Annotated in this window: 25 protein-coding genes, 1 pseudogene and 1 riboswitch; of the genes and pseudogenes, 13 read left to right on the plus strand and 13 right to left on the minus strand. The window is 57.3% G+C overall.

The genetic code is table 11. The features are described from left to right. Window positions 1–3: 3 nt before the first annotated feature. Genes pcaD through Q1A51_RS05195 form a run of 5 tightly spaced genes read right to left on the minus strand, consistent with a single transcriptional unit; the run spans window position 4 to window position 4453 of the window. Complete coding sequence (pcaD, locus tag Q1A51_RS05175; RefSeq protein WP_299599196.1) at window positions 4–792, minus strand: 3-oxoadipate enol-lactonase; 789 nt, start codon at window positions 790–792, stop codon at window positions 4–6. A gap of 4 nt (window positions 793–796) precedes the next feature. Further along, complete coding sequence (locus Q1A51_RS05180) at window positions 797–1987, minus strand: endonuclease/exonuclease/phosphatase family protein (RefSeq protein WP_299599192.1); 1191 nt, start codon at window positions 1985–1987, stop codon at window positions 797–799. Then, the gene (locus Q1A51_RS05185) at window positions 1984–2973 is read right to left on the minus strand and encodes a threonine/serine dehydratase (protein ID WP_299599189.1); all 990 of its coding nucleotides are present in this window, start codon (window positions 2971–2973) and stop codon (window positions 1984–1986) included. The genes Q1A51_RS05180 and Q1A51_RS05185 overlap by 4 nt, the downstream gene beginning before the upstream one ends. Continuing rightward, the gene (locus Q1A51_RS05190; protein ID WP_299599186.1) at window positions 2952–3770 is read right to left on the minus strand and encodes an alpha/beta hydrolase; all 819 of its coding nucleotides are present in this window, start codon (window positions 3768–3770) and stop codon (window positions 2952–2954) included. The genes Q1A51_RS05185 and Q1A51_RS05190 overlap by 22 nt, the downstream gene beginning before the upstream one ends. Beyond that, window positions 3767–4453, minus strand: coding sequence for a haloacid dehalogenase type II (locus Q1A51_RS05195; RefSeq protein ID WP_299599183.1), 687 nt, complete (start codon window positions 4451–4453; stop codon window positions 3767–3769). Before Q1A51_RS05195 ends, Q1A51_RS05190 begins: the two co-directional genes overlap by 4 nt. A 134-nt stretch (window positions 4454–4587) precedes the next feature. On the opposite strand from Q1A51_RS05195, the gene Q1A51_RS05200 reads away from it, so the two are divergent. Together Q1A51_RS05200 and Q1A51_RS05205 are read left to right on the plus strand one after the other, a co-directional pair. After that, complete coding sequence (locus Q1A51_RS05200; RefSeq protein ID WP_299599180.1) at window positions 4588–5022, plus strand: peptidylprolyl isomerase; 435 nt, start codon at window positions 4588–4590, stop codon at window positions 5020–5022. A 588-nt stretch (window positions 5023–5610) separates the two neighbouring features. Then, complete coding sequence (locus Q1A51_RS05205) at window positions 5611–6414, plus strand: sulfotransferase (protein ID WP_299599177.1); 804 nt, start codon at window positions 5611–5613, stop codon at window positions 6412–6414. A 10-nt stretch (window positions 6415–6424) separates the two neighbouring features. Here Q1A51_RS05205 and Q1A51_RS05210 read toward each other — a convergent pair whose 3' ends face one another. From Q1A51_RS05210 to fabA, 4 genes and pseudogenes are all read right to left on the minus strand, one after another. Beyond that, window positions 6425–7216 (minus strand): enoyl-ACP reductase, encoded by a 792-nt coding sequence (locus tag Q1A51_RS05210; protein WP_299201964.1) that lies wholly within the window; start codon window positions 7214–7216, stop codon window positions 6425–6427. A gap of 9 nt (window positions 7217–7225) precedes the next feature. Then, window positions 7226–8455, minus strand: coding sequence for a beta-ketoacyl-ACP synthase I (gene fabB / locus Q1A51_RS05215; protein WP_299599173.1), 1230 nt, complete (start codon window positions 8453–8455; stop codon window positions 7226–7228). A 76-nt stretch (window positions 8456–8531) separates the two neighbouring features. Next, window positions 8532–9037 (minus strand): annotated as a pseudogene (locus Q1A51_RS24325) (GNAT family N-acetyltransferase). 7 nt (window positions 9038–9044) lie between these two features. Continuing rightward, entirely contained in the window at window positions 9045–9554 is a 510-nt protein-coding gene (fabA, locus tag Q1A51_RS05225; protein ID WP_299599165.1) for a bifunctional 3-hydroxydecanoyl-ACP dehydratase/trans-2-decenoyl-ACP isomerase, read from the minus strand. 123 nt (window positions 9555–9677) lie between these two features. On the opposite strand from fabA, the gene Q1A51_RS05230 reads away from it, so the two are divergent. Together Q1A51_RS05230 and irrA are read left to right on the plus strand one after the other, a co-directional pair. Beyond that, window positions 9678–10463 carry a 2OG-Fe(II) oxygenase gene (locus Q1A51_RS05230; protein WP_299599162.1) on the plus strand — a complete coding sequence of 262 codons (786 nt, stop codon included), beginning with the start codon at window positions 9678–9680 and terminating at the stop codon, window positions 10461–10463. A gap of 73 nt (window positions 10464–10536) precedes the next feature. After that, window positions 10537–10956 (plus strand): iron response transcriptional regulator IrrA, encoded by a 420-nt coding sequence (irrA, locus tag Q1A51_RS05235; RefSeq protein ID WP_299599159.1) that lies wholly within the window; start codon window positions 10537–10539, stop codon window positions 10954–10956. A 63-nt stretch (window positions 10957–11019) separates the two neighbouring features. Here the strand turns inward: irrA and Q1A51_RS05240 are convergent, their stop codons facing one another. Next, complete coding sequence (locus Q1A51_RS05240; RefSeq protein ID WP_299599156.1) at window positions 11020–12306, minus strand: MFS transporter; 1287 nt, start codon at window positions 12304–12306, stop codon at window positions 11020–11022. A 239-nt stretch (window positions 12307–12545) separates the two neighbouring features. Continuing rightward, window positions 12546–13412: a hypothetical protein gene (locus tag Q1A51_RS05245; RefSeq protein ID WP_299599153.1), complete on the minus strand. Its 867-nt coding sequence runs from the start codon at window positions 13410–13412 to the stop codon at window positions 12546–12548. 128 nt (window positions 13413–13540) lie between these two features. Here Q1A51_RS05245 and miaB point away from each other — a divergent pair, with 128 nt between their 5' ends. From miaB to Q1A51_RS05290, 9 genes are all read left to right on the plus strand, one after another. Further along, on the plus strand, window positions 13541–14863 hold the full coding sequence (gene miaB / locus Q1A51_RS05250) for a tRNA (N6-isopentenyl adenosine(37)-C2)-methylthiotransferase MiaB (protein ID WP_299599150.1): 1323 nt from the start codon (window positions 13541–13543) through the stop codon (window positions 14861–14863). 276 nt (window positions 14864–15139) lie between these two features. After that, complete coding sequence (locus Q1A51_RS05255; protein WP_299599679.1) at window positions 15140–15658, plus strand: OmpA family protein; 519 nt, start codon at window positions 15140–15142, stop codon at window positions 15656–15658. Between the two features lie 10 nt (window positions 15659–15668). After that, the gene (locus Q1A51_RS05260; protein WP_299201990.1) at window positions 15669–15983 is read left to right on the plus strand and encodes a hypothetical protein; all 315 of its coding nucleotides are present in this window, start codon (window positions 15669–15671) and stop codon (window positions 15981–15983) included. A gap of 172 nt (window positions 15984–16155) precedes the next feature. After that, the gene (locus tag Q1A51_RS05265) at window positions 16156–17121 is read left to right on the plus strand and encodes a PhoH family protein (RefSeq protein WP_299202556.1); all 966 of its coding nucleotides are present in this window, start codon (window positions 16156–16158) and stop codon (window positions 17119–17121) included. A gap of 85 nt (window positions 17122–17206) precedes the next feature. Continuing rightward, window positions 17207–17677 carry an rRNA maturation RNase YbeY gene (gene ybeY, locus Q1A51_RS05270; RefSeq protein ID WP_299599677.1) on the plus strand — a complete coding sequence of 157 codons (471 nt, stop codon included), beginning with the start codon at window positions 17207–17209 and terminating at the stop codon, window positions 17675–17677. A 45-nt stretch (window positions 17678–17722) separates the two neighbouring features. Next, window positions 17723–18610 (plus strand): hemolysin family protein, encoded by an 888-nt coding sequence (locus Q1A51_RS05275; RefSeq protein ID WP_299599145.1) that lies wholly within the window; start codon window positions 17723–17725, stop codon window positions 18608–18610. Beyond that, entirely contained in the window at window positions 18607–20121 is a 1515-nt protein-coding gene (lnt, locus tag Q1A51_RS05280; protein ID WP_299599142.1) for an apolipoprotein N-acyltransferase, read from the plus strand. The genes Q1A51_RS05275 and lnt overlap by 4 nt, the downstream gene beginning before the upstream one ends. Window positions 20122–20130: 9 nt before the next feature. After that, a riboswitch (SAM-SAH riboswitch) is annotated at window positions 20131–20180 on the plus strand. A gap of 3 nt (window positions 20181–20183) precedes the next feature. Then, window positions 20184–21365, plus strand: coding sequence for a methionine adenosyltransferase (gene metK / locus Q1A51_RS05285; protein WP_299599139.1), 1182 nt, complete (start codon window positions 20184–20186; stop codon window positions 21363–21365). A 162-nt stretch (window positions 21366–21527) separates the two neighbouring features. Beyond that, window positions 21528–22082 carry a hypothetical protein gene (locus Q1A51_RS05290; protein ID WP_299202002.1) on the plus strand — a complete coding sequence of 185 codons (555 nt, stop codon included), beginning with the start codon at window positions 21528–21530 and terminating at the stop codon, window positions 22080–22082. A gap of 12 nt (window positions 22083–22094) precedes the next feature. On the opposite strand, the gene Q1A51_RS05295 is transcribed toward Q1A51_RS05290, so the two are convergent. After that, entirely contained in the window at window positions 22095–22598 is a 504-nt protein-coding gene (locus Q1A51_RS05295; RefSeq protein ID WP_299202005.1) for a hypothetical protein, read from the minus strand. A gap of 126 nt (window positions 22599–22724) precedes the next feature. Further along, window positions 22725–23045: a hypothetical protein gene (locus Q1A51_RS05300; protein ID WP_299202010.1), complete on the minus strand. Its 321-nt coding sequence runs from the start codon at window positions 23043–23045 to the stop codon at window positions 22725–22727. Window positions 23046–23131: the final 86 nt, after the last annotated feature.

Raw genomic sequence — 23131 nt, forward strand, 5'->3', positions numbered from 1 at the left:
GTATCAGATGTGCCCCGTCGCACGCATGAAGTCTGTCAGCACGCGGGCGAATTCTTCAGGTCGCTCGACGCACGGCAAATGGCCTGCCTTGCGGATCAGGTGGAACTGACTGCCGGGGATCAGATCGACGGTTTCGCGCACCAGGTCGGGCGGGGTCGAGCCGTCTTCTGACCCCGCTATGCCCAACGTGGGCAAGCGTAGCGTGGCCGTCGTCGCATAGAAATCCGTGCCCGAGATCGCAGCCGAGCATCCTGCGTACCCTGCGTCCTCTTGCCGGACCAGCATGTTGCGCCACAACTCCAGGTCCGTGTTCCGATGAAATTCCTTTGAAAACCAGCGATCCATGACCGCATCGGCGAGCGCCTCGATCCCGCCGGTCTTCACATCCTGAATGCGGTCCGCCCACATCTCTTTGGTGCCGATCTTGGCCCCGGTGTTCGACAGAACCATGGCGCGCATCAGGTCCAGCCGTTTCACGGCCAGCCCTTGGGCAATCATGCCGCCGATAGAGAGGCCCACGAACATTACGTCCTTGAAGCCATGCAAATCCATCAACTGTTCACAGTCACTGACAAGCTGACCCATGGCGTAGGGCGCAGGCGGGCAGGTCGACAGGCCATGTCCCCGCTTGTCGAACCGAAGGATGCGCAGGCCATCGGGCAACAAAGGCAAAATGGGGTCCCACAACCGCATGTCTGTCCCCAGCGAGTTCACGAAAACAATCGGCGCGCCATCGTCCGGTCCGTCGATGCGGTAATGCAGGCGTACGTCGCCCAAATCCGCCATGTGCATGGTATTAATCCTTCAACCGCATATGCGCGATGATCTGCCCGTGATCCGAGGCCAGCTTGTTGTACGGAGCCTCGGCGTGGCTGCCATCGGTCAGATGATCGTTCAACACGCTGAAATAGTCCATCTGCCCGATGCTTCCCTTTGCGTCAGGTAGAAAATGGCGGGACATGTAGATCTGGTCGATGCTCTCGTACACGCCGCCAAACGCTGCCGTATACACCATGTCGCGGGACGACTTGCGGATGAACTGTTTTTCCGCCGAATGCAGGCGCACCGTCTCAATATCCTCGCGTATTTGCGCGTCTTCTTCCTCTGAATACCGGTCGCGCGGGGTTTCGGCATCGTGCCGCAGCATCCATGCGTAGTTCTTGAAAGGATGCTCGCCGCTGATGATTTCCGAACTGACGGCATGCTCACCATCGTTGAAATCGCCCATGGCCATCACCGGGTGTCCGGCCCGTAATTCTTCGACAATGGCACGGCGCAGCACCCACGCCTCTGCCATCCGGCGCAGGGATGCGCGCAGCCCCCCCAAGGCGCGACCCACCGGATCATAACTGGTCAAATCCACTTCGGGGGGAAAGTCGGAACCTTCGGGCGGAACAAACTCACCCAGTTTCGACTTCAGATGGCAGTTGAAAACGGTGATGATATGATTGCCGACAGGGATGCGCACCTTAAGGATCGGGCGGCTCAGCCGGGTCAGGCGAAAGCTGCCGCCGCCATCCGGTCCCATCGGGCCAAAGTCGATGTCCAAGGGTTCAGGCAGATCCTGAATGATCTCTGGTTGACCTTCAAAACCGAACCGCGACAGGATCGCGACACCTGGACGGCGCTGCCCCGGCCCGCCGTCGTTCACATTCGGGGCCACGGCCAGCGCTGCGTTGGTATAAGGACGATAGGCCAGCTTGCGAAAGATTGCCTTGCGCCGATAGCGTTTGTTGGGACCGGGGATATGCTGGGCATTGTCGGCCATGCCTTCAATGTCCGCGGCATCAATTACCTCGCGCAGCGCGCGCTCCTCAAAAATCTCTTGAAATCCCACGATGTCGGCATCCATCGTCTGCACCTGCTCGGACAACCAATCGACTTTCCAAGCGTATTCTTCGGGCGTGTATTGCTGAAACTGGTAGTATTCCTGATCCGGTCCGATCAGGTTCTTGACGTTGAAACTGGCGATGGTGAATTCGGTCATGCAAGCGTGTCCAATGCGCGTTTGAAAATGTCAGGGTCCACGTTCCCGCCAGAGATTGTGACGATCACGTCGTCCCCGTCTATCTGGTCCTGCCGACACAAGGCGGCAGCAAGGGCCACGGCCCCGCCGGGTTCAGCGACGACTTTCAACCGCAAAAAAGCCTGTGCGACAGCGTGCAAAGCCTCGTCCTCGCCGACGACAAGGCCGGGGCCGCACAAACGCTTCATGATGGGAAAAGTCAGGTCGCCGGGCTGTGGGGTGATGATGGCGTCACATATGTTGCCCGATACCGCGTTGTTCCGCTCGATCCCGCCTGAGCGCAGCGAACGAGCCACATCGTCGAACCCTTCAGGTTCCGCTGGGCGCACACGCAAGCCCGGCGCCTCAGCCTCAAGCGCAAGGGCAATACCGCTGGTAAAACCGCCGCCGCCGCAACAGACAATCACGTCAGCAGTCGTCACCCCGACAGCCGCCGCCTGTTCCGCGATCTCCAGCCCGGTCGTGCCCTGGCCCGCAATCACCTGCGGCTCATCGAAAGGTTTGATCAGTGTCAGGCCGCGCTCCTGGGCTAGTTGTGTACCGATCGCGTCGCGATCACCTGACCCACGCTCATATAACACCACCTCAGCGCCAAGCGCCTTGGTATTCGCAATCTTAAGAGCAGGCGCATCGCTAGGCATGACGATGACAGACGGCACGCCATGCATCTGCGCCGCAAGCGCCACGCCTTGCGCATGATTGCCACTGGAAAAGGCGATGACACCTGCGGCCCGCGTGGCCTCGTCCAAGGCTGACAGGGCCGACCACGCCCCACGGAACTTGAAGCTGCCGGTATGTTGCAGGCACTCTGGCTTGATCCAGACACGGCGGTCCGCGATCTCGTCAATAAATGGGGAACTCAGGAGAGGGGTCTTGCGCGCGTGCCCTTCCAGCCGCGCTGCCGCCGCGCGGATCATTTCAATATTCAAAGCAGCTTCTCCATCCATGTCCGTACTGCCGCCAAGGCTTCGGGCTCATCCAGAAACGGGACATGACCGCGCCCCGGGACCTCGGCAAGGATCATGTCGGGGCGACGATCCTGCATTTTCTGCGCTGTCTGCGCGCTCAACAAGTCAGATCCTGCACCGCGGATCAGGGCCAGCGGCTTGCCCGCCAATGCATCGAAGAATGGCCACAGGTCCGGCATCTCGCCACCTGCCTCGACCGCATCACGCAGACGCGGATCGTAGGTGATGTCGAGGCCGTCTTTCGTTTCGACAAAATGCGTGTTTGCTTCCTGCACCCAACGCTCTGCGGGTACGCCTTCGAAGCCCTTTAGGACATGGGGCAAAGCTGTCGCCGCCTCTGTCAAAGTGCGGGCGGCCGGGCGGCGCCCCAGATACGCCATGATGCCGGACAGCCCCAATGGGTCGAATTCCGGTCCAACGTCGTTCAAGGCAGCACCCAGCAGGCGATCCGGCGCACTTGCCGCTAATCCCATGGCATTCAGTCCGCCGCGTGAGGTGCCAAGGATGGCGACCCCTGACAACGACAGATGATCCATCAATTCCATCACATCTCGCACCTCGACCGGCAAGGTATAGTTCTGCCACTTGTCATCCCACTGCGATTGCCCGCGCCCGCGATAGTCCATCTTGATCAGGCGGCAGGGCGGAAGATGTGGTGCGATGTACTGGAAATCTTGCGTGGTGCGGGTCAAGCCGGGCAGGCACAGCAGCGGCAGCCCTTCGCCATGATCCTCGAAATACAGTGACAGGCCATCCGACGTTTGAAACGTGCTCATGCGCGGGCCAGCTGCGGGATGCCAGTCAGGTCATTCAACATGTGCTGCGGCGCCCACGGTAAACGGTCCACAGGCTCACCTGCGCGGTTCACCCAAGCCGTGTTGAACCCATAACCGGACGCGCCTGCGGCATCCCATCCGTTTGAGGACACAAAAAGCACTTCGTTCGCGGCACATCCAAAACGTTGGCCGACTAGGTCATATACCCGGCTGTCCGGTTTGAAGATGCCGACGCTTTCCACGGACAGGCAATCGTCCAGCACATCGCCAATCCCAGCCGATTGAACAGCCCCGTTCAGCATATCTGGCGATCCGTTGGACAAGATAGCGGTGTTCATCCCGGCATCTTTCAAAGCATGCAGCATCGCTGGCACTTCAGGATAGGCTTGCAATTCCCAGTACAGTGCCAGCAAACGCTCGCGTAGGGCTGCGTCGCCTGCAAGGCCGTTGCGCTCCAATGCCCAATCAAGCCCCTCCTGCGTGACCTGCCAGAAATCGGTATGCGCATCAGTGATGGCGCGGAGCCATGTGTATTGCAATTGCTTCTGCCGCCAGTGCTCGGCCACCGCAGGCCATGTGTCGGCCAGCTGCGGAAAGGCTGGCTCTGCTGCGGCAATGCGTGCGGCTGCCGCCACATCAAAAAGCGTGCCGTAGGCGTCAAAAATACAAGTCGTGATAGGCATTGGTGGCACTCCTTTGGGCGCAGACTGGCACGGAGGCACGCGAACGAAAAGGGGCGAGGTGGGGTTTACCCTACTGCCATGGGCGGGCAGTGTGTGCCATCTGTTAAATGGACAGACATGTTGGGAGATGGGTCATGACCGCGATCAAGGACGGCGACACCGTGCGCATCCACTACACCGGGACTTTGCTGGATGGCACCGTCTTTGACAGCTCGGACGGGCGCGACCCGCTGGAGTTTGTTGTTGGGTCCGGTCAGATCATTCCTGGACTTGACGTAGCTCTGCCGGGCATGACCGAGGGTGAGAAGAAGAAGGTCAATATTTCTTGTGATCAAGCCTATGGTCCGATCAACCCGGCGTTGCGGCAGGGCGTGCCGCGTGATGCGATCCCCGACGAAATCCCGCTTGAGATTGGTCTGCAACTGCAGATGCAAACACCGCAGGGTCAACCGATGCCTGTGACCGTGGTCGAAGTGGGTGAAGCTGAGGTCACGCTCGATGCCAACCACCCGCTGGCAGGCAAGGACCTGACCTTCGATTTCGAAGTGGTGTCTATCGACGCTGGATGACCTGTGTTGCCGCTGCGGTGCAACGCCGCCGCGCCATTGTCCTATCAACCGCCCGGGTTTAGACCGCGCAAGGTGTTCGCAAGGGCGTCCGCCTTTTGCTGAGTGTCATCGCTTGCCATTTTCGTTTGTGGCAATGTGCCTGCGCGGCGCACCGGCACCACGTCCCTCGGCATATGACGTACGTGCACAGGTTCTGGCGCTTCAAAATTTGCAGGTTGCGACCGCTTTGGGACATCGTGGGCCATTGCCACAACTTCTTCCACGATCCCGGGATTTAACCGCAACGCCAAGAGAAGCCCCATTCCAGTCAGCGAAAACAACAATCGTCCCAACCATTTGGATCGCCGGGTGCGTGCCGCCCTGCGGTTCAATATGCGCGCTTGACGCGCGGGGTCGTGACGATCTTTTGCCATGGGGAACAACCTCGCAATTCAAATTGGCGATTTTGCGGCAAATTGTGGGGTAAATCCGTTAAATGAGACCTAATCGGTCCCAGACAGCCTATGTGAATCCTCGGGTAGAGCCCATTCAACCTACTCGCCGCGCCCAGTCATTTGCACTAAACACTGCAATGGCAGAGGAGGCGCCATGAGTGATCACTTGCAGATAGAGCAGGAAATCGAAAGCTGCCGAACTCAGTTGCCGGGACGGACTTTGCCAACCTTTCTGACGATTGGCGCGATGAAATGCGGCACATCTACTCTGCACGCACATCTCGCTTCGCACCCAGACGTTTTTGCACCGCAACGAAAAGAAGTGCACTTCTTCAATCAAAACTTTCTAAAGGGACTCTCTTGGTACGCAGATCAATTCAGCGATGCCGGTGACAGGATGTGCTTCGAAACAACACCTGCCTACCTGTTCGAGCCTGACACGCAGCACCGCGTAAAGGCCGCGCTGCCAGATGCGAAATTCATTGTCATCCTCCGTGACCCGGTGGAAAGATGTGTGTCACACTACCATCACATGCTGCGTGCAGGCCGGGAGAAAGAGAGCTTCGATGTCGCGTTATCATTGGAAATGGAACGCACGCGCGATGCCTACGAGGGGGTCAAAAATCGGGAACTGGTGCACAGTCCGCAACTGAATTGGTTCAGCTATGTGCGGCGGGGTTACTACATCGATCAATTGGAAGCATGGGTCCAAGCCTTTCCGGTGGATCGATTTCTGGTGTTGGATTTCCTTGACCTGTGTGAAAACCCGCAATCAGTGGTCGATACCGTGACAAACTTTCTTGGGGTGCCGGGCCTGCTGATTGACCCTGTGCTCAGGGAAAACGCGCATCCAAGGGGCACGTTGCCATCGGCGCAGAAAGGGCGTCTTCGTGAGCTTTATGCCCGGTCCGACGCGCGGCTTGAACAGTTTCTGGGCCGCAAACTATCGTGGATGTAGTTCCAACTGCTCACAGGTGATCCGGCTGTGGCATACCCAGCACATGAAAGCCGCCATCGACGCGAATGATCTCGCCCGTTGTGCAGGCCCCGGCGTCTGAACACAAATACACTGCGGTGCCGCCCACGGCCTCAAGCGTGGCGTTCGAACGCATCGGAGCGTTCTGATCCGTGTGTTTGTAGGTCTTACGCGCTCCGGCAATGGCCGAACCTGCCAAGGTCTTCATCGGACCGGGCGAAATGGCGTTCACACGGATGCCCTCGGGGCCCAGATCGTTGGCCAGGTACCGTGTCGCGGATTCAAGCGCGGCCTTGGCCACACCCATCACGTTATAGTTAGGCACGACCCGGTTCGATCCTTGGTAGGTCAAGGTCAGCAACGTGCCGCCATTCTCAATCATCATTGGATGTGCACGGCGCGCAACCTCGATGAAGGAATAGGCCGAGATGTCCATCGAATGCTTGAAATTCGCACGGCTTGTATTCAGGAACCGGCCAGTCAGCTCGGATTTGTCAGAGTAGGCAACGGCATGGACCAGGAAGTCGATTGTTGGCCAGCGGGCTTCCAATGCTTCAAATGCAGCATCTAGGGACGTATCGTTTGTGACATCGACGTCGACCATGAAATCCGACCCGACACTCTCGGCCAACGGGGCAAGCCTTTTACCAAATGCCTCGCCTTGATAGCTGAATGCCAGCTCTGCCCCAGCCTCATGCATCGCCTTGGCAATGCCCCAGGCAATGGACCGGTCGTTTGCGACGCCCATCACAAGGCCGCGTTTTCCGTCAAGCAATCCTGTCATAGTGAATTCTTACCCGTGAAACTTTGAAAGGATCATCGATCCGTTGGTGCCGCCGAATCCAAACGAGTTGGTCATCACCGAATCAAGACCCGCATCCGCGCGCATCTCGGTTGCGATCTCGGATGCGTTCAGGCCCGGATCGAGTGTTTCGACATTGATGGACGGCGTGATGAAATCGTTGTCGAGCATCAACAAGCTGAAGATGGCCTCGAGCGCGCCCGCAGCACCCTGCGCGTGGCCGGTCATCGACTTGGTTGAGCTGACGGGCGGCGTGGTGCCCTCGCCAAAGACGCGGCGTACGGCTTCGATCTCACCCACATCACCGACAGGGGTCGAGGTGCCGTGGGCATTGATGTAGCTGACGGACCGGTCTTGCGGCAGTGTCTCCAACGCAGCGCGCATCGCCCGCTCACCACCTTCGCCCGAGGGGGCCACCATGTCATGGCCGTCAGACGTTGCAGCATACCCTGTCACCTCGGCATAGATTTTCGCACCACGTGCGCGGGCGTGCTCCAACTCTTCCAGCACAACCATGCCACCACCGCCGGAAATGACGAACCCGTCGCGATCCGCGTCAAAAGCACGGCTCGCCCGTGCAGGGGTGTCGTTGTATTTGGATGACATCGCGCCCATCGCGTCGAACAGACAGGACAGTGTCCAGTCCAGTTCCTCTGCGCCACCGGCAAACATCACGTCTTGCTTGCCCAACATGATTTGTTCGGCCGCATTGCCGATGCAGTGCAGCGACGTCGAGCATGCGCTGGTGATCGAATAGTTGATCCCTTTGATCCTGAAGCCTGTCGCAAGGTTCGCGCTGATGGTTGAGGACATGCATTTGGGCACGGCGAATGGACCAATGCGCTTGGTCGCACCCGTCTTCAACACCGTCTGATGTGCAACCAACATCGCCGATGTGGACGGCCCGCCCGATCCTGCGACAAGCCCGGTGCGGGGATTTACGATATCGCTTTCTTCCAGACCAGCGTCTGCAATGGCTTGGGTCATTGCGATGTGGGCATAGGCTGCTCCCGGCCCCATGAACCGCAGGGCGCGCTTGTCTACATGTTCCTTGACTTCTAGCTTGAGCGTACCAGCGATCTGGCTGCGAAAGCCATGTTCCGCCATCTCTGGGCTGGCTTCGATTCCCGAACGGCCCGCCTTGAGCGACGCCAGCACCTCATCGGTGTTGTTTCCGATGGATGAGACAATCCCAAGTCCCGTCACCACGACGCGTCGCATGTGCGCACTCCTTCGTTCTAGTCAGGGGGTATGTAGGACGGGGGGGCAGGTGGGTGCAACCGCCTTGCTTCGCAAGTCAATTGCCGCCCGTGTTCGGATAGTGTGAAAAAACGACTTGATTGGCACCAAATCTGTGCAGTCGCGTGACTTCTTGAAAGCCAAGGCGTCGCAAAAGACGATGGGCTGGCGCGTTGCGTTCCTGAGTTTCTGCCATGATAGGTCGTAGGCGCTCATCGTCTGCCCAGCGGTTCAGCACGCGTTGACAAGCTTCATATGCTAGCCGTTGCCCCAGTAGCGGGGATCGAACTGGAAGGACAATTCTGGCGCCGCCCCGTCATGATGCGGGGTGACAAAGACCGATCCAACAGCGATGTTTCCGCCGAATTTGGCAAGCCAGACATGTTCGTCACGCCGCAATTCGAGATATTTTCTAACAATGCCGTCAAGCTGGTCTGCTGGGACAACACCGCCAAGATAGGCGCGAACACGCAGATTCTGAACCAATCGCTTCACAAACCCACTGTCATCAACGGTCAGGGGATCAAGTGCCAGCCGTTCCGTCATCAGTCGGGATGCTGGCATGGCGCGATCAACTTTCGCTCAACGCAACCCTCATGTCCTTGACCTCGTAGATGACGTCGCCGTCGGCTTCCACAATGCCATCCGCGACGCCCATGGTCAGCCGACGGGTCTGTATGGCCTTGGTAAAGTCGATCTTGTAGGTCAGCATCTTGCGGTCAGGGCGCACCATCCCTCTGAGCCTCACTTCGCCCACACCCAACGCATAACCGCGGCCTGTCCAGCCGCGCCAACCCAGATTGAAGCCGGTCAGCTGCCACAAACCATCAAGGCCAAGGCACCCGGGCATGATCGGGTTACCGGGGAAATGGCAGTCAAAGAACCACAAGTCAGGTGCAATATCGAACTCCGCTACGATATGGCCCTTGCCATGTGCGCCACCATCGGCGGACACATCCGTGATCCGGTCCATCATCAGCATGGGCGGCTCTGGCAGTTGCGCATTGCCGGGGCCGAACAGCTCTCCGCGTGCGCATTTCAACAAATCATCCTTGTCGAAGCTGGTGGGGTAGTCTGCCATTCGGGCCTCTTGTTTGTCTCGGGTCTGGTCCCGTTATTGGGTCCGGTTCGTCTAGCACCGGCCGGGCAAAGGGCGCAAGAGCGGCGACTTGTCTGGTCTTGGAATGTGGGGCAGGGTCAAACGATGAAAGACATTATCGATCTCGACCGCTACCCGCTGCATCGCCCGCATTCGCCGGAATGGGACGCACTGGTAGCTCATGCGAAGGACGGGCTTGCGAGCGACGGCCTGTTCAATCTGCCCGGTTTCATGCAGCCCGCGGCACTCGCTGCGGTCCTCGACCACGTGCACCCGCGAATGCAGGTAGAGAGCTTTCATCACAGCCGCTTGCACAACATCTACTTCCAGGATGCGGTTGACGGGCTTGCCGACGACGATCCGGCGCTGACCAAGGTTGAGACGGCCAACCACACGCTCTGTCACGACCAGATGCGGGGCACAGCGTTGGACGAAATCTACCAATGGCCAGCCTTTGCGGTCTTTCTGGCGGCCGTGATGGACAAGTCGCAACTCTACACGATGGACGATGCGCTGGCAGGACTGAACGTGCTGGAATACCGCTCAGGCGAGGCACTGAACTGGCATTTTGATCGCTCGATCTTCACCACGACACTGCTGTTGCAAGAGGCCACGAAAGGCGGGCTTTTTGAATATGCCAAGGACTTGCGCAGCGATGACGACCCCAATCACGCGGGCATCGCCGCACTTTTGGCTGGGCGGATCACACCGACCCAACTGACCCAGGATGCTGGCACGCTGAACGTGTTTTTGGGTGTCAACACGTCGCATCGCGTCTCTACTGTTGGTTCTGGGACATCCCGAATTGTTGCGGTGCTGTCGCATTATGACACACCGGGCAGATCCTTTTCAAAGCAAGAGCAGATGGGGTTTTTCGGGCGTGTGGCATAATGCCATAAACCCTTTTGCGATTGAATTGCAGAACGATGGCCCTTTATATGTAAGGCAAGGGTAAGAGGACCAGATGACCGAAACACAGCACAAAGTAGGAAGCGAATGGCTTGCAGGGGCCGGGCTACGCCCGACACGGCAACGCGTAACGCTGGCGGCGCTGTTGATCGGTGATGGTCAACACCGCCACGTCACGGCTGAAAGCCTGTTTGAAGCGGCCAAGGACCAGGGCGAAGCGGTATCGCTTGCCACCGTCTACAACACCTTGCGTGCGTTCTGTGATGCTGGACTGATGCAAGAGGTGACGGTTGACGGCTCGAAAAGCTACTTCGATACCAACACGCACGATCACCCCCATTTCTTCTGGGAAGATGATGCGAAACTGACCGATGCGCCGTCGGATCAACTGGTTATTGCGCAGCTGCCCGATGCGCCTGACGGGGCGGAAATCGCATCTGTAGACGTTGTGATCCGGTTGCGCCGCAAGGATTGATTTCAGCAAAAAGCCGACGGACACCGCTGGAGGACGCAACCCGGCGTATCCTATAATTCGCTTCTACAAGCGGTCCTTCAGTCTTCTGGCCAAAATACTTGTCAGGAGCGCAGCGCCAAAAGTGAACAGCGCTCCTACCATCCAACCAATTGGGGTCGAATATCCTTCGGCGATAGCACCAACAAGGATCAGACCAATGGTTGCCCCCAATTGCTGCACCAGCGAACGCAACGACAGCATGGTAGACCGTTGATGGTTCTCCACACTGGAATGCAGAATGCTGCTGGCAGGTGTTTCCCCAACGCCGAGGATCACGAAATAGATGATCAGGACAATCACAAAACCCACCACACCACCTTGCAGAGCCAATGCAATCTGCAGGACAGCAAGGCATCCCACAGCAGCTGCAAGTGTCATCGCGTTCTGGCGCCTGAATACTCGGTTGATATGTGGCGACAGCGATGCGCCGATGGCGATCGAGAAAAAACAGGCTGCCGTCAACATGCCAACCACGGTGTTGGCATAACCCTCTTCCAGCATTGGCTTTACGTGGGTGGGCCAAAGCACTTCGACCGGGTTCGTTGCCATAAGCAAAAGCGCCAAGGCCGCTAGAAGCAGTGAAAGGGTGGGGTGCCTCAGGGCGAGCAGACCGGCGTCCCGGACAACAACCGGAACGTTTGCAAATCCCTGAGCAAGCGCCCTTGGATGCAGCGGTCGTGGTTCTTCGGTGATGGCAACAATCGTGTAGATCAGTACCGCCGTCATCATTACAAAACTTGCCGCGTAAGCGACGTCATAGGCACTGAAGCCAAGCGGGGTCGCTACCTCGCCAAAGGCGTCTGGCAGCCACCCCCCAACAATCGCGCCAAACGCCAATCCCATCCCGTTGGCCCATTGCGCCTTTGCAAGCGCTGGCTGCACGTCCACGTTTTGTGCCTTGGTCCGGAAGTTTTCGACAAACCAGGCATCCAATGTGCCGGAGCGCAGCGCACGCCCGAAACCGATGAAAGCAAATGACAGTGCGAGAACGTAGAAGTCGCTTGATGACAGGAACAGCGCAAGGGACATCAGGCTTGCGCCCACAGCCGCGAGAAAGACTGGCTTGCGTCCAACGTTGTCTGCCAGTCCTCCAAACGGCAACTCCATGGTCAACGTTGTGACTGAATAGGCGCCAAACAGCAGCGAAATCTGGAACAGATCCATTCCTCGGTCGATCAATGCCAAGGCGACCACGGATACGGTGAGACCCATTGCGAACCGGTCCAGGAATTGGTGAACCTGAAACACACGAATATGCCGCTGCGCGGCGGGTGTAAGCTTGCGGAATGAAAACTCGATACCGGAATCCATTTGTGCACCTTCGGCTGCATGGGTCCCGGGCACAAGAGCACTCGGGCCGCCTACGCGAAGCTGCGCATAGTAAGGTTTTGGTTTTTTGGTTGTAGTGACAGCACTGCTCACCCTGCGCCGGAGCAACGCCAAAAGCATTAACCCCCTTCAAGCAAATCCGAAGAGCGCTAGCCGCACTGGCTGCCTGGTCGCGGTGCTTAACTAAATCGAAGGGTCGATCGCGCGTAACGTTCCAGCCGTTAGAACCATTGCCCCGGTTCCATTAATCCAAGGTCCAGCAACTGCCGCGAATGCCATTCGAACGGGGCAGAGTTGTGCCATTTGAATGTCTCGATGTCATAGGTGCTTCCAGGATTCAGTTTCAACGCCTTTGCAGTTCGGAACGAACAGATCGCTGCGGTCAGGTTGTGGTGCCATTCGCAGGCATAGGTGTTGTATTCCTCGTCGTTGAACGTGTGATCGTTCCGCAGTTTTAGGCCGGGTTTGGCTTTAAAAAGGGAAATACGATCGATCTTGCGCCGTACTTCGGGTACGTGTTCTTCAAATCTCCAACGCAAACCACCGTAGAAGTTAAGTTGCCGTTCCTTCGGATGCCCTTTTTCATCGGGACGGGCGAGCGCGTAATACCCGGATCGATCCAGATGTGCACGATCTAGTGACACCGCGTTGGGGCAAGACCAAAGGTCATCTGCATACAGATCCACCACATAGGTTAACATCGCATCGCGTCGTTCTTCGGTATGAAATGTCAGCATCTCGCCGACTGACCTTGTTTCGCAAAACGGGTGGAACAGGAATTCTGCATTATAGCAGTAGTACATCCATGTCCCCGCGGGCACCGCAACAATCACGCCGTTCACGGCCGTCTCAAGCGCATCCGGCGCCGAGGTGTCAAAATCTATCCGTATCAGCGTCTCTGATAGGTCCCGGGCAAGTTTGAACCGTTTCGGCATGAACGCGATGACCTGCTTGAAACCGGCTTGCTGATGGTGGCGCAGGGTCGTGTCCACCTCAATGTCGTCCTCAACCACAACAACCGCTATCGGTCCCTTTTGTGGAACGGCGTCCTTGTCACGAATGAAGTTGCTTAGACTGTCGAATTGCATTTGCGTGCCTCGGTTGGCGTCTTTTGGCGCGGTTGAGATCAAATTTCGGTTAATCCGCGCCGCATTGCAAGATGTCTGGCAGGCTGGTACAGCCCCCACTCCATCCGCATGATCCGGGATCGAAGCCCATGACGACGCAGAAGAAGCTCTTTATCAAGACCTATGGCTGCCAGATGAACGTCTATGACAGCGAACGGATGGCCGAGGCGCTGGGCGGTCAGGGTTATGTCGAGACGCAGACGCCTGATGATGCGGACATGATCCTGCTGAACACCTGTCACATCCGCGAGAAGGCAGCGGAAAAGGTCTATTCCGAGCTGGGTCGGTTCAAGGGGCTGAAGGCGGAGAAGCCAGACCTCAAGATAGGCGTGGCAGGCTGTGTCGCACAAGCGGAAGGCCAAGAGATCATGCGACGTCAGCCTTTGGTGGATCTGGTTGTGGGCCCTCAAAGCTACCACCGACTGCCCGAGATGGAAGCAAAGACGCAAGCCGGGGAAAAAGCGCTCGACACGGACTTCCCGAAAGAGGACAAGTTCGAGAAACTCAAGAGCCGTCCAAGGGCTCAACGCGGTCCGACCGCGTTCCTGACCGTGCAGGAAGGCTGTGACAAGTTTTGCGCCTTCTGCGTGGTGCCGTATACCCGCGGGGCCGAGGTGAGCCGTCCAGTGGATCGCATCCTGACCGAGGCGCGCAATCTCGTGGAACGCGGTGTACGCGAGATCACGTTGCTGGGTCAGAATGTGAACGCGTACCATGGGGTTGGTCCAGATGGGTCCGACTATACGCTGGCCAAGCTGATCTGGGACCTGGACAGGGTGGACGGGCTTGAGCGTATCCGCTTTACGACCAGCCACCCCAACGATATGACGGATGACCTGATCGAAGCGCATGGCACCTGCGCGAAGCTGATGCCCTACCTACACCTGCCTGTGCAATCGGGCAGCGACCGCATACTGAAGCGCATGAACCGCAGCCACACCGCCGACAGCTATCTGCGGCTGATCGAACGCATCCGTGCAGCGCGGCCTGACATCCTGATGTCTGGTGATTTCATTGTTGGCTTCCCCGAAGAAACTGAGGCTGATTTTCAAGCGACGCTCGATCTGGTGGAAGCGGTGAACTATGGCTACGCCTATAGCTTCAAATACTCGACCCGCCCCGGCACACCCGCCGCAGAACGATCGCAGGTGGAGCCAGCAGAGGCGGACGACCGGTTGCAAAGGCTGCAAGCCCTGATCACGCGCCAACAGCGATCCATACAGGAGGGTATGGTGGGTCAGACTGTGAATGTGCTGTTTGAAAAGCCTGGTCGCCTGCCGGGACAAATGGGCGGCAAAAGCGATTATCTACATGCTGTCCATGTCGCAAATGCCAACGTGAAAGCGGGTGACATTGCACCCGTGAGAATCGTTGAAGCCGGAGTGAACTCTCTTGCGGGGGTGATCGACTGATCCGGGTTACTGCCAAAAATTTGTGCACAAATTGCTCGGTTCAATTGTAAGCCGGCCCAATTATGGCACAATATGTGGTGAAAAGCGGGTTCACAGATTGTTAATAATTGCCTACGCTTTTGCTCAGAGTAGCGAGGGTCAGCTTGTTTCAAGCATGTTGGGGATCTTTGCGGGGGATCAACATAAAGGGACAGGACTGTGGCGAAAATCTTTTCGAAAACAGTTGATAAGCTTATAACCACAGTGGCTGCCACCGCTGTGGCGCTGACATCACTGATGGCCGCCGATGTGTCTGCACAGGCTTTTGGTCAAACACGGTCGCAGGAAGGGCGTGACAAAGGCCAATACATTCCGGGTATCTGGGTCGATCCCGATGGGTGCGAACACTGGGTCATGGATGACGGAGCGGAAGGCTATATGACGCCCCACGTCACCCGTAAGGGCATACCGGTCTGCCGCCGTGGCAATCTATGTGGCGTCATGAACACCGATCAGTTCTTCAAGACCGACAGCTTCCGCATCCACAAAGCGGGGCGCGAGCGCCTTGCTCAATTCTTCCAGGGTTCCACTGCACAAGCGTTTATCATCACAGGTCACACAGACAGTCGGGCCAGTGATGCGTACAACCTGCGTCTGTCACTCAACCGCGCGAATGCGGTTGCGGCCGTTGCACAGCAGTCGGGCGCGCGCATTGCGGATGTGCGTGGTTACGGTGAACGTCTGCCAGCGCAGCCCAACAACACTGCAAAAGGCATGGCTGCAAACCGCCGCGTCGAAATCATTTGCATTCAATAGGGGACGCATCATGACAAAACTGAAACTCGTCACGCTTTCCATTGTCTGTCTGTCTATTGCAGCTTGCTCCGATGGTTTGGGAGACGGCTTGTCACCAGACAAGACAATCGACCGCGGGACAGATCGAAAGAGCCTAAGCCAACTTCAGGCGGGCATCTGGGTGGACCCGAATGGCTGTGACCACTGGATCATCGATGATGGGATCGAGGGATACCTGTCGGCACGGCTTGATAAATATGGGAAGCCTGTTTGTTCCGGGGTTGCGCCGCCAACTCAAACTGTTGGCGATTTCAAAGGCGGATCGAAAATCAACGACCCCAATTGACCGACAGTGACACACATTTCGAGGCCGGAGCGAACCTAGCGCTCCGGCCTTTTTTGTTTCAAATGTGTGAAAAGGGCCAACATCCCGTTGCGCACCCAAGCTGAACTTGCAACGCTGGGTGAAACACAGACTCAAGGAGTGACATTTGACCCTAGACCAACCGTCCCAGGAAATGGTCCTGGAATTTCCCGACAACCGTTTGCTGATTGACCTGTGCGGTCCTTATGACAGCCATTTGACGGCCATCGAGTCCGCCCTTGAGGTGCAGATCGTGAGACGGGGAAACGTGTTGGCTGTGCTGGGCGAAGAGGGCGCACAGAAGCGGGCTGCTGATGTTTTGAATGCGCTTTATCTGAGGCTGGAGACAGGCAAGGATGTTGAACCTGCCGATGTGGATCGTGAGTTGCGCATGGGCCAGTCCGAAGAAGGCACAGGCACCCGGCAAGGCGATCAATTGGAGATGCCCGTTGGCACCCGGATCGAGATCAAGACGCGAAAGAAACTGGTCGAACCGCGCACCGATGCGCAAAAGGCCTATGTTCAGGCACTGTTCGAGAATGAAATGGCGTTTGGCATTGGTCCTGCCGGCACTGGCAAGACGTATCTGGCTGTCGCAGTCGGCGTGTCTATGTTCATATCGGGCCACGTGGACCGGATCATTTTGTGCCGCCCCGCAGTAGAGGCGGGCGAGAGGCTGGGGTTTCTGCCGGGCACGCAGGAAGAAAAAGTCGACCCCTACATGCAGCCCCTTTATGATGCGCTGAACGACTTTCTGCCCGGCAAGCAGCTTGCCAAGCTGAAAGAGGAAAAGACAATCGAGATTGCGCCGCTTGCCTTTATGCGCGGGCGGACCCTGTCCCGCGCTTTCGTGGTGCTGGACGAGGCACAGAACGCCACGACTATGCAGATGAAGATGTTTCTAACCCGCCTGGGCGAAGGGTCGCGCATGGTTATCACCGGCGACCGCACTCAGATCGACTTGCCGCGCGGCGTTTCCTCCGGCTTGGCCGATGCTGAACGGTTGCTCAGAACCATTCCGAACATCAGCTTCAACTACTTCACGTCAAAGGATGTCGTGCGCCATCCGCTTGTCGCCGCGATCATTGAAGCGTACGAGGCAGATGCAGAAGCGTCCTGATACGCTTTTATCTTGCTTAGTAAACTCTGGGGATCCGGGGGCTGGCCCCAGGTGCTGACAATTGCCATACCATATCGACATCCTGATGGAAGATAGCCGCTGGCAGGATGTCGGTCTTGAGGCGTTAGCTGACACTGCGATTGTCGAAACCTTGTCAGCGCTGGGCTTGGCGCGGGCTGAGCTATCGGTGCTGGCCTGCGATGATGCGCGCATTTCCGTTTTGAACGATGATTTTCGTGGCAAGGCGACGCCGACCAATGTTCTGAGCTGGCCGGAAGAGGACTTGTCGCCTGAAGTGGATGGCGCGGTACCTGTACCACCTCAACCCGATCCGAGCGGTTCAATCAGCCTTGGCGATATCGCCATCGCCTATGACACATGCGCGCGGGAGGCCGCCGAGCAAAGCAAGCCCTTGGCCGCTCATGTGACCCATTTACTTGTTCACGGAGTGTTACATTTGCTTGGTTATGACCATATCCGTGACCATGATGCCACGCGGATGGAAGCACTTGAGGTCGAAATACTTGGCAAACTGGGGGTGCCTGACCCATATTAGGTCGCATTCAGGGCCACGTGGCCCAAACGAACTGGATAGGAGCCAATGGGCGACATCGACGGATCGTCTGACGCGGCGCGACGCGCGCAGTCAGATAATGACAGGACCGAACCTTCCCAAGGTGGTGGATTTCTGGCGCGCGTGATTGGCGCTCTCAGCCCATCGGACAACACCCCCAATATGTCCGAGGTCCCAAGCCCGCGGCCACAGTCTCATGGCATGATCAACCTGCGCCGTTTGCGGGTCGAGGATGTTGCCGTGCCCAAGGCTGACATCACTGCTGTGCCGGATACCGTCTCGTTGGACGAACTGGTGCAGGTTTTCAAAGAAAGCGGTTACACCCGATTGCCGGTATTCGAGGGGACGCTGGACACGCCCGTCGGTTTTGCCCACCTCAAAGACGTGGCGCTGCAACACGGTTTCAACGGAGGTGCAGCCAACTATGATCTGCGTGCAAGGTTGCGCCCGCTGCTGTTTGTTCCGCCTTCGATGACCATCGGTGTTCTGCTGACAAAGATGCAGACCGAACGGCGACACATGGCGCTTGTCATTGATGAATATGGCGGTGTTGACGGGCTCGTCACGATCGAGGATCTGATCGAGCAGGTAGTTGGCGAAATCGAGGACGAACATGACGTCGATGAAGGCGCTTTGTTCACGCGCGAAAAGTCCGGATGCTACCTTGCGCTTGCCAAGACACCACTGAAGGAGTTCGAGGCTGAGATTGGGATATCCCTGACGACGCATGACGATGTGGATGAGGAAGATATCGATACGCTTGGCGGCTTGGTCTTCATGTTGGCGGGGCGCGTGCCTGCGCGTGGAGAGGTGGTGTTGCACCCTGACGGTCCGCAGTTTGAGGTGATTGATGCCGATCCGCGTCGCATTAAACGGATGCGTGTGCGCCTGAAGGGCCCGGAGCCTGCCGAATGAACCGATCCCGCGTCCATGTATCGGCATGGCCGATCTGGGCGCAGGTTCTGCTGGCCCTAGCGGCGGGCGGTTTCGGGGCATTGTCCCACGCGCCTGTTGATTTCGCTCCTGCGATAACTGTTCCGGTCATGGCCATGTTCCCGCTTTTGCAGGTGGCGCGCAGCGCGCGCCATGCGGCCCTGCTGGGCCTCGCTGTCGGCGTTGGTTACTTTGGTGCGACGCTGAATTGGATCACCGAACCGTTTCAAGTCGACGCTGCCGATACCGGTTGGATGGCGCCTTTTGCGCTTGTTCTGTTGTCGATCCTGCTTGGGCTGTTCTGGTCTGCAGCTCTTGCTCTGGCAAAGTGGTGCGGGGGGCAGCTTTGGATTCTGGTGTTCAGTTGGGCTGGGGCGGAAATCTTGCGGGCTTATCTATTGACGGGATTCCCTTGGGCTACGCCACCGCAGGCCCTTGTGGGCAGCCTCGCCGGACAAGCTCTCGCATTTGGTGGGCCGCATGGGATGATGCTTGCGTTGCTCGCGTCGATGGCATTGATATTCGCTGTTCAGCGTGTCTGGTTGCAAGCGGTTCTGTTGATGGCCGTTTTGGTACCAGTCCTTTTGCCAACCGCAGGAGGCCAGGCGCCACTGACCGATCATACGGTGCGTTTGGTTCAACCCAATGCGCCACAGGACGAAAAGTGGGATCCCACACGCATTCCTGTCTTCATCAACCGTCAGATCGACTACACCGCTGCTGGGTCGGTTCCTGATCTAATTGTCTGGCCCGAGACGGCCCTTCCTTACCTTGTTGAAAATGCACAACCTGCCTTTGACGTTATCGCCGATGCAGCGCGGGGCGCACCGGTTGTTCTGGGCATTCAACGCCGCAGCGAGGACGCATATTTCAACAGCCTTGTGATGCTGGATGCAGCGGCGCAGGTCACACAGACGTACGACAAGCACCATCTAGTACCCTTTGGAGAATACATGCCTTTGCCAGGGCTGTTTCGAGGCTTGGGCATTCGTGCACTGGCCGAAAGGGCGGACAGCGGGTACGGGCGCGGGCCGGGACCTCAGATAATGGATATGGGTCCTCTCGGATCGGCCTTGCCGCTGATCTGTTATGAGGCCGTTTTTGCACATGATGTTGGTGGCGCGTCCGAACGCCCGACGTTTCTTATGCAACTGACCAATGATGCTTGGTTTGGAATGCGGTCGGGGCCACAGCAGCATCTTGCACAAGCACAGATGCGGGCTATAGAGCAGGGACTGCCGCTGATCCGAGCGGCCAATACCGGCATCTCTGCAGTGATCGATCCGAAGGGGCGCATCACCGCTTCACTTGCTCTCAACGAGGCGGGCTATCTTGATGCCAAACTACCGGCGCCAGCTGCCCCAACATTGTACAGTATGACGGGTGATTGGCCTTGGATTCTGTTGGTCTTGTTCAGTCTGATTGTATCAGTGTTGCATCGCGCCCGAACGCGTCGCACGCCCCCCATTGACGCGCCAGCACTTCGGGCGTAAATCCGTCCGACCCCGTCACAACGGCTTCCTGACGTGACGCGGATTAACCCAATGGAGCGCTTATGTCCCGTCAGAATTACATTTTTACCTCGGAGTCCGTTTCCGAGGGCCACCCAGATAAGGTTTGCGACCGAATTTCAGATGCAGTGCTGGATGCATTTCTTGCCGAAGAACCCGAAGCCCGTGTTGCTTGCGAGACATTTGCCACAACCAATCGCGTCGTCATTGGCGGTGAGGTCGGGCTGAGCGATCAGGGTAAACTTCATGACTACATGGGCAAGATCGATGAAATTGCCCGCGCCTGCATAAAAGACATTGGTTACGAGCAGGACAAGTTTCACCACGCCACCTGCGAGGTAACGAACCTGCTGCATGAACAATCTGCGCATATCGCGCAAGGTGTAGACGCTGCAGCGGACAAGGACGAAGGCGCAGGAGATCAGGGGATCATGTTTGGCTATGCCACGAATGAAACACCTGATCTGATGCCTGCACCGATCCAATATGCACATGCGATCCTGCGCAGATTGGCCGAGGTCCGCAAAAACGGTACGGAGCCCGTGTTGGGGCCAGATGCCAAGTCGCAGCTGTCGGTGATCTACCGCGATGGCAAGCCCGTTGGGATCGGCTCGTTGGTCCTGTCGACACAACACTTGGACGAAACTCTGAGCAGTGAAGATATCCGTGCCACCGTAGCTCCTTACATCGAAGAGGTGCTGCCTGATGGCTGGTTGACGGATGCAACCGAATGGCACGTGAATCCCACTGGTAAGTTTGTCATTGGTGGTCCGGATGGTGATGCCGGTTTGACTGGTCGCAAAATCATTGTGGATACATATGGCGGGGCCGCTCCGCATGGCGGCGGCGCATTCTCCGGCAAGGACCCGACCAAGGTGGACCGCTCGGCCGCATATGCCGCCCGCTATCTGGCTAAAAACGTGGTTGCTGCGGGACTGGCCGACAAATGCACCATTCAGCTGAGTTACGCCATCGGTGTGTCGAAACCGCTGTCGATCTATTGCGACACGTTCGGTACGGGCGAGGTTGCAGATGCCGTAATCGAAGCTGCCGTGGCACAGGCCATGGATCTGACCCCGCGTGGTATTCGCGAACATCTGTCTCTGAACAAGCCTATCTACGAGCGCACCGCAGCGTATGGCCACTTTGGCCGCGCGCCAGATGCTGATGGTGGTTTTAGCTGGGAGCGAACCGACTTGACCGACGCCCTGAAGGCGGCTGTCTAAGACATAGCAGGCGCGGCTTTCAGCTGCGTCTGTTTCAATCTATCACCAAACGGTGGTTGGTATTTGAGCCCGACCTGACCTAGCTTTTACCTGTTCGCAGATAGAAGGCATTGGCTTATGGGACTTTTTCGCACGACTTGCATGGCGGCCATACTAGGTGGAATGGCTATCTTTGGTGCGGTGCACGCGCAAACAACGCCGCAGACCGGATCCGAGGCCGAAGTGCTTCCGGATTCCGATGCACTTCCCAGCGCACCGGTGGAACCGCCAATGACGATGCTGCGCATGGCAGAGATCATTCGCGCCATTGATCCGGAAGCGCAGCCTGCCGGCAACGCCATTCAGTTCACCATCGACGATATACCAGTCATTGTGATTGCAGATCCGGCCGCAGACCGGATGCGCGCCATGGTGCCTATTCGGTCTGCTGACGGACTGAGCGCGGAAGACTTGATGCGTTTGATGCAGGCCAATTTCGATAGTGCGCTTGATGCGCGCTATGCCGTGGCGCAAGGGCGGCTTTGGGGCGTGTTCATCCATCCGCTTAGCCCCCTGGAGAAAGATCAGCTGTTGTCGGCATTTGTCCAAACGATCAATGTGGCGCGAACATATGGTCAAACCTATTCTGGAGGCGCCACCGTGTTCGGGGGTGGCGATAGCAACGGAATCTATCAAGAGCTTCTGAAAGAGCTTCAGGAACTTGGTGAAGAGATTTGAGATCTACGTTTTCTAGTGCCGCGCTTTTCGCATGTAGCGGAAGACGCACATGAGCAACGCAAGGATGGCCAACAGCCCAAGCATGTCGCCGATCATGTATTTGAGCATGCTTACGATAAAGTCATCCTGCGGGATGTTCCGGTGCCTAATGACGTGCACCAGGACCGAGATGATAACGGACGAGGCGGCCCCGCCCACAATCATCGTGCGCCATGCCTGCCCGGCTGTTACGTTTCGGCGATCGTTACGAATGGTCCAGTCGAGCATGGCGAATATGGCGGGTGCTGTTCCATAGCTGGCAGCCCATGCCGCGTAAGTGGTGAGTGCGTCAAAAGGCATGTTCACCCAGTACATGTTGCCAATTGCAATGCCGGGCGTCATGTAGATGATTGAGCGCCATCCTTCAAAAAAGGCTGATATGACTTTTATTCCGAAGGGCAGGTAGAACAGCGTTGCCAGAGTGGGCAGCATCGTCATGAAAAGCTTCTGCCCGGGCATGATCAGTTCCCAAGTCACGACATACGCGATCACAAGAGCGCCGCTGTGCAAAGCGGTTTTCACAACGAAATCGTTCGTAAGGCGAATGGGTTGATTTACGGGGTTTGACAAGCACTTTGCTTTGCTGTTTGGGCGGCCAGCCCTCTAAAACTGGCCTGACGCGCGATCAGAGAGCCGATAAAGACCCATTGGAAACCCCTCGCACCGCTCGATCAATCCCCGTTTGATCAACTGTTTGAGAGTTCTGTGAAAAGTTGGCTGCGAAATCTCTTTCACGATCGGGTTGGCTCGAACCACATCCGTCGAACACATCTCGTCGCCAGCTTTATTCTCTTTGATACATGCACAGAACGCTAAGACGATGTCACGCTCATTGCGCGACAACTCATGCATTCCGAAATCCTTCTCCATCTCTTCGAGCAGTGAGCGCAGTTGTGCGATCTGCCCTAGTATTTTTGTATCCACTTTACACCTTTAACGCCACACCATCGCATCCAGACGTTGTAATCAACGCATAGTCATTTCGACAACAACAAATCGGCAGGAAACCG

Source organism: uncultured Tateyamaria sp., from assembly GCF_947496075.1.
Taxonomy (GTDB): Bacteria; Pseudomonadota; Alphaproteobacteria; order Rhodobacterales; family Rhodobacteraceae; genus Tateyamaria.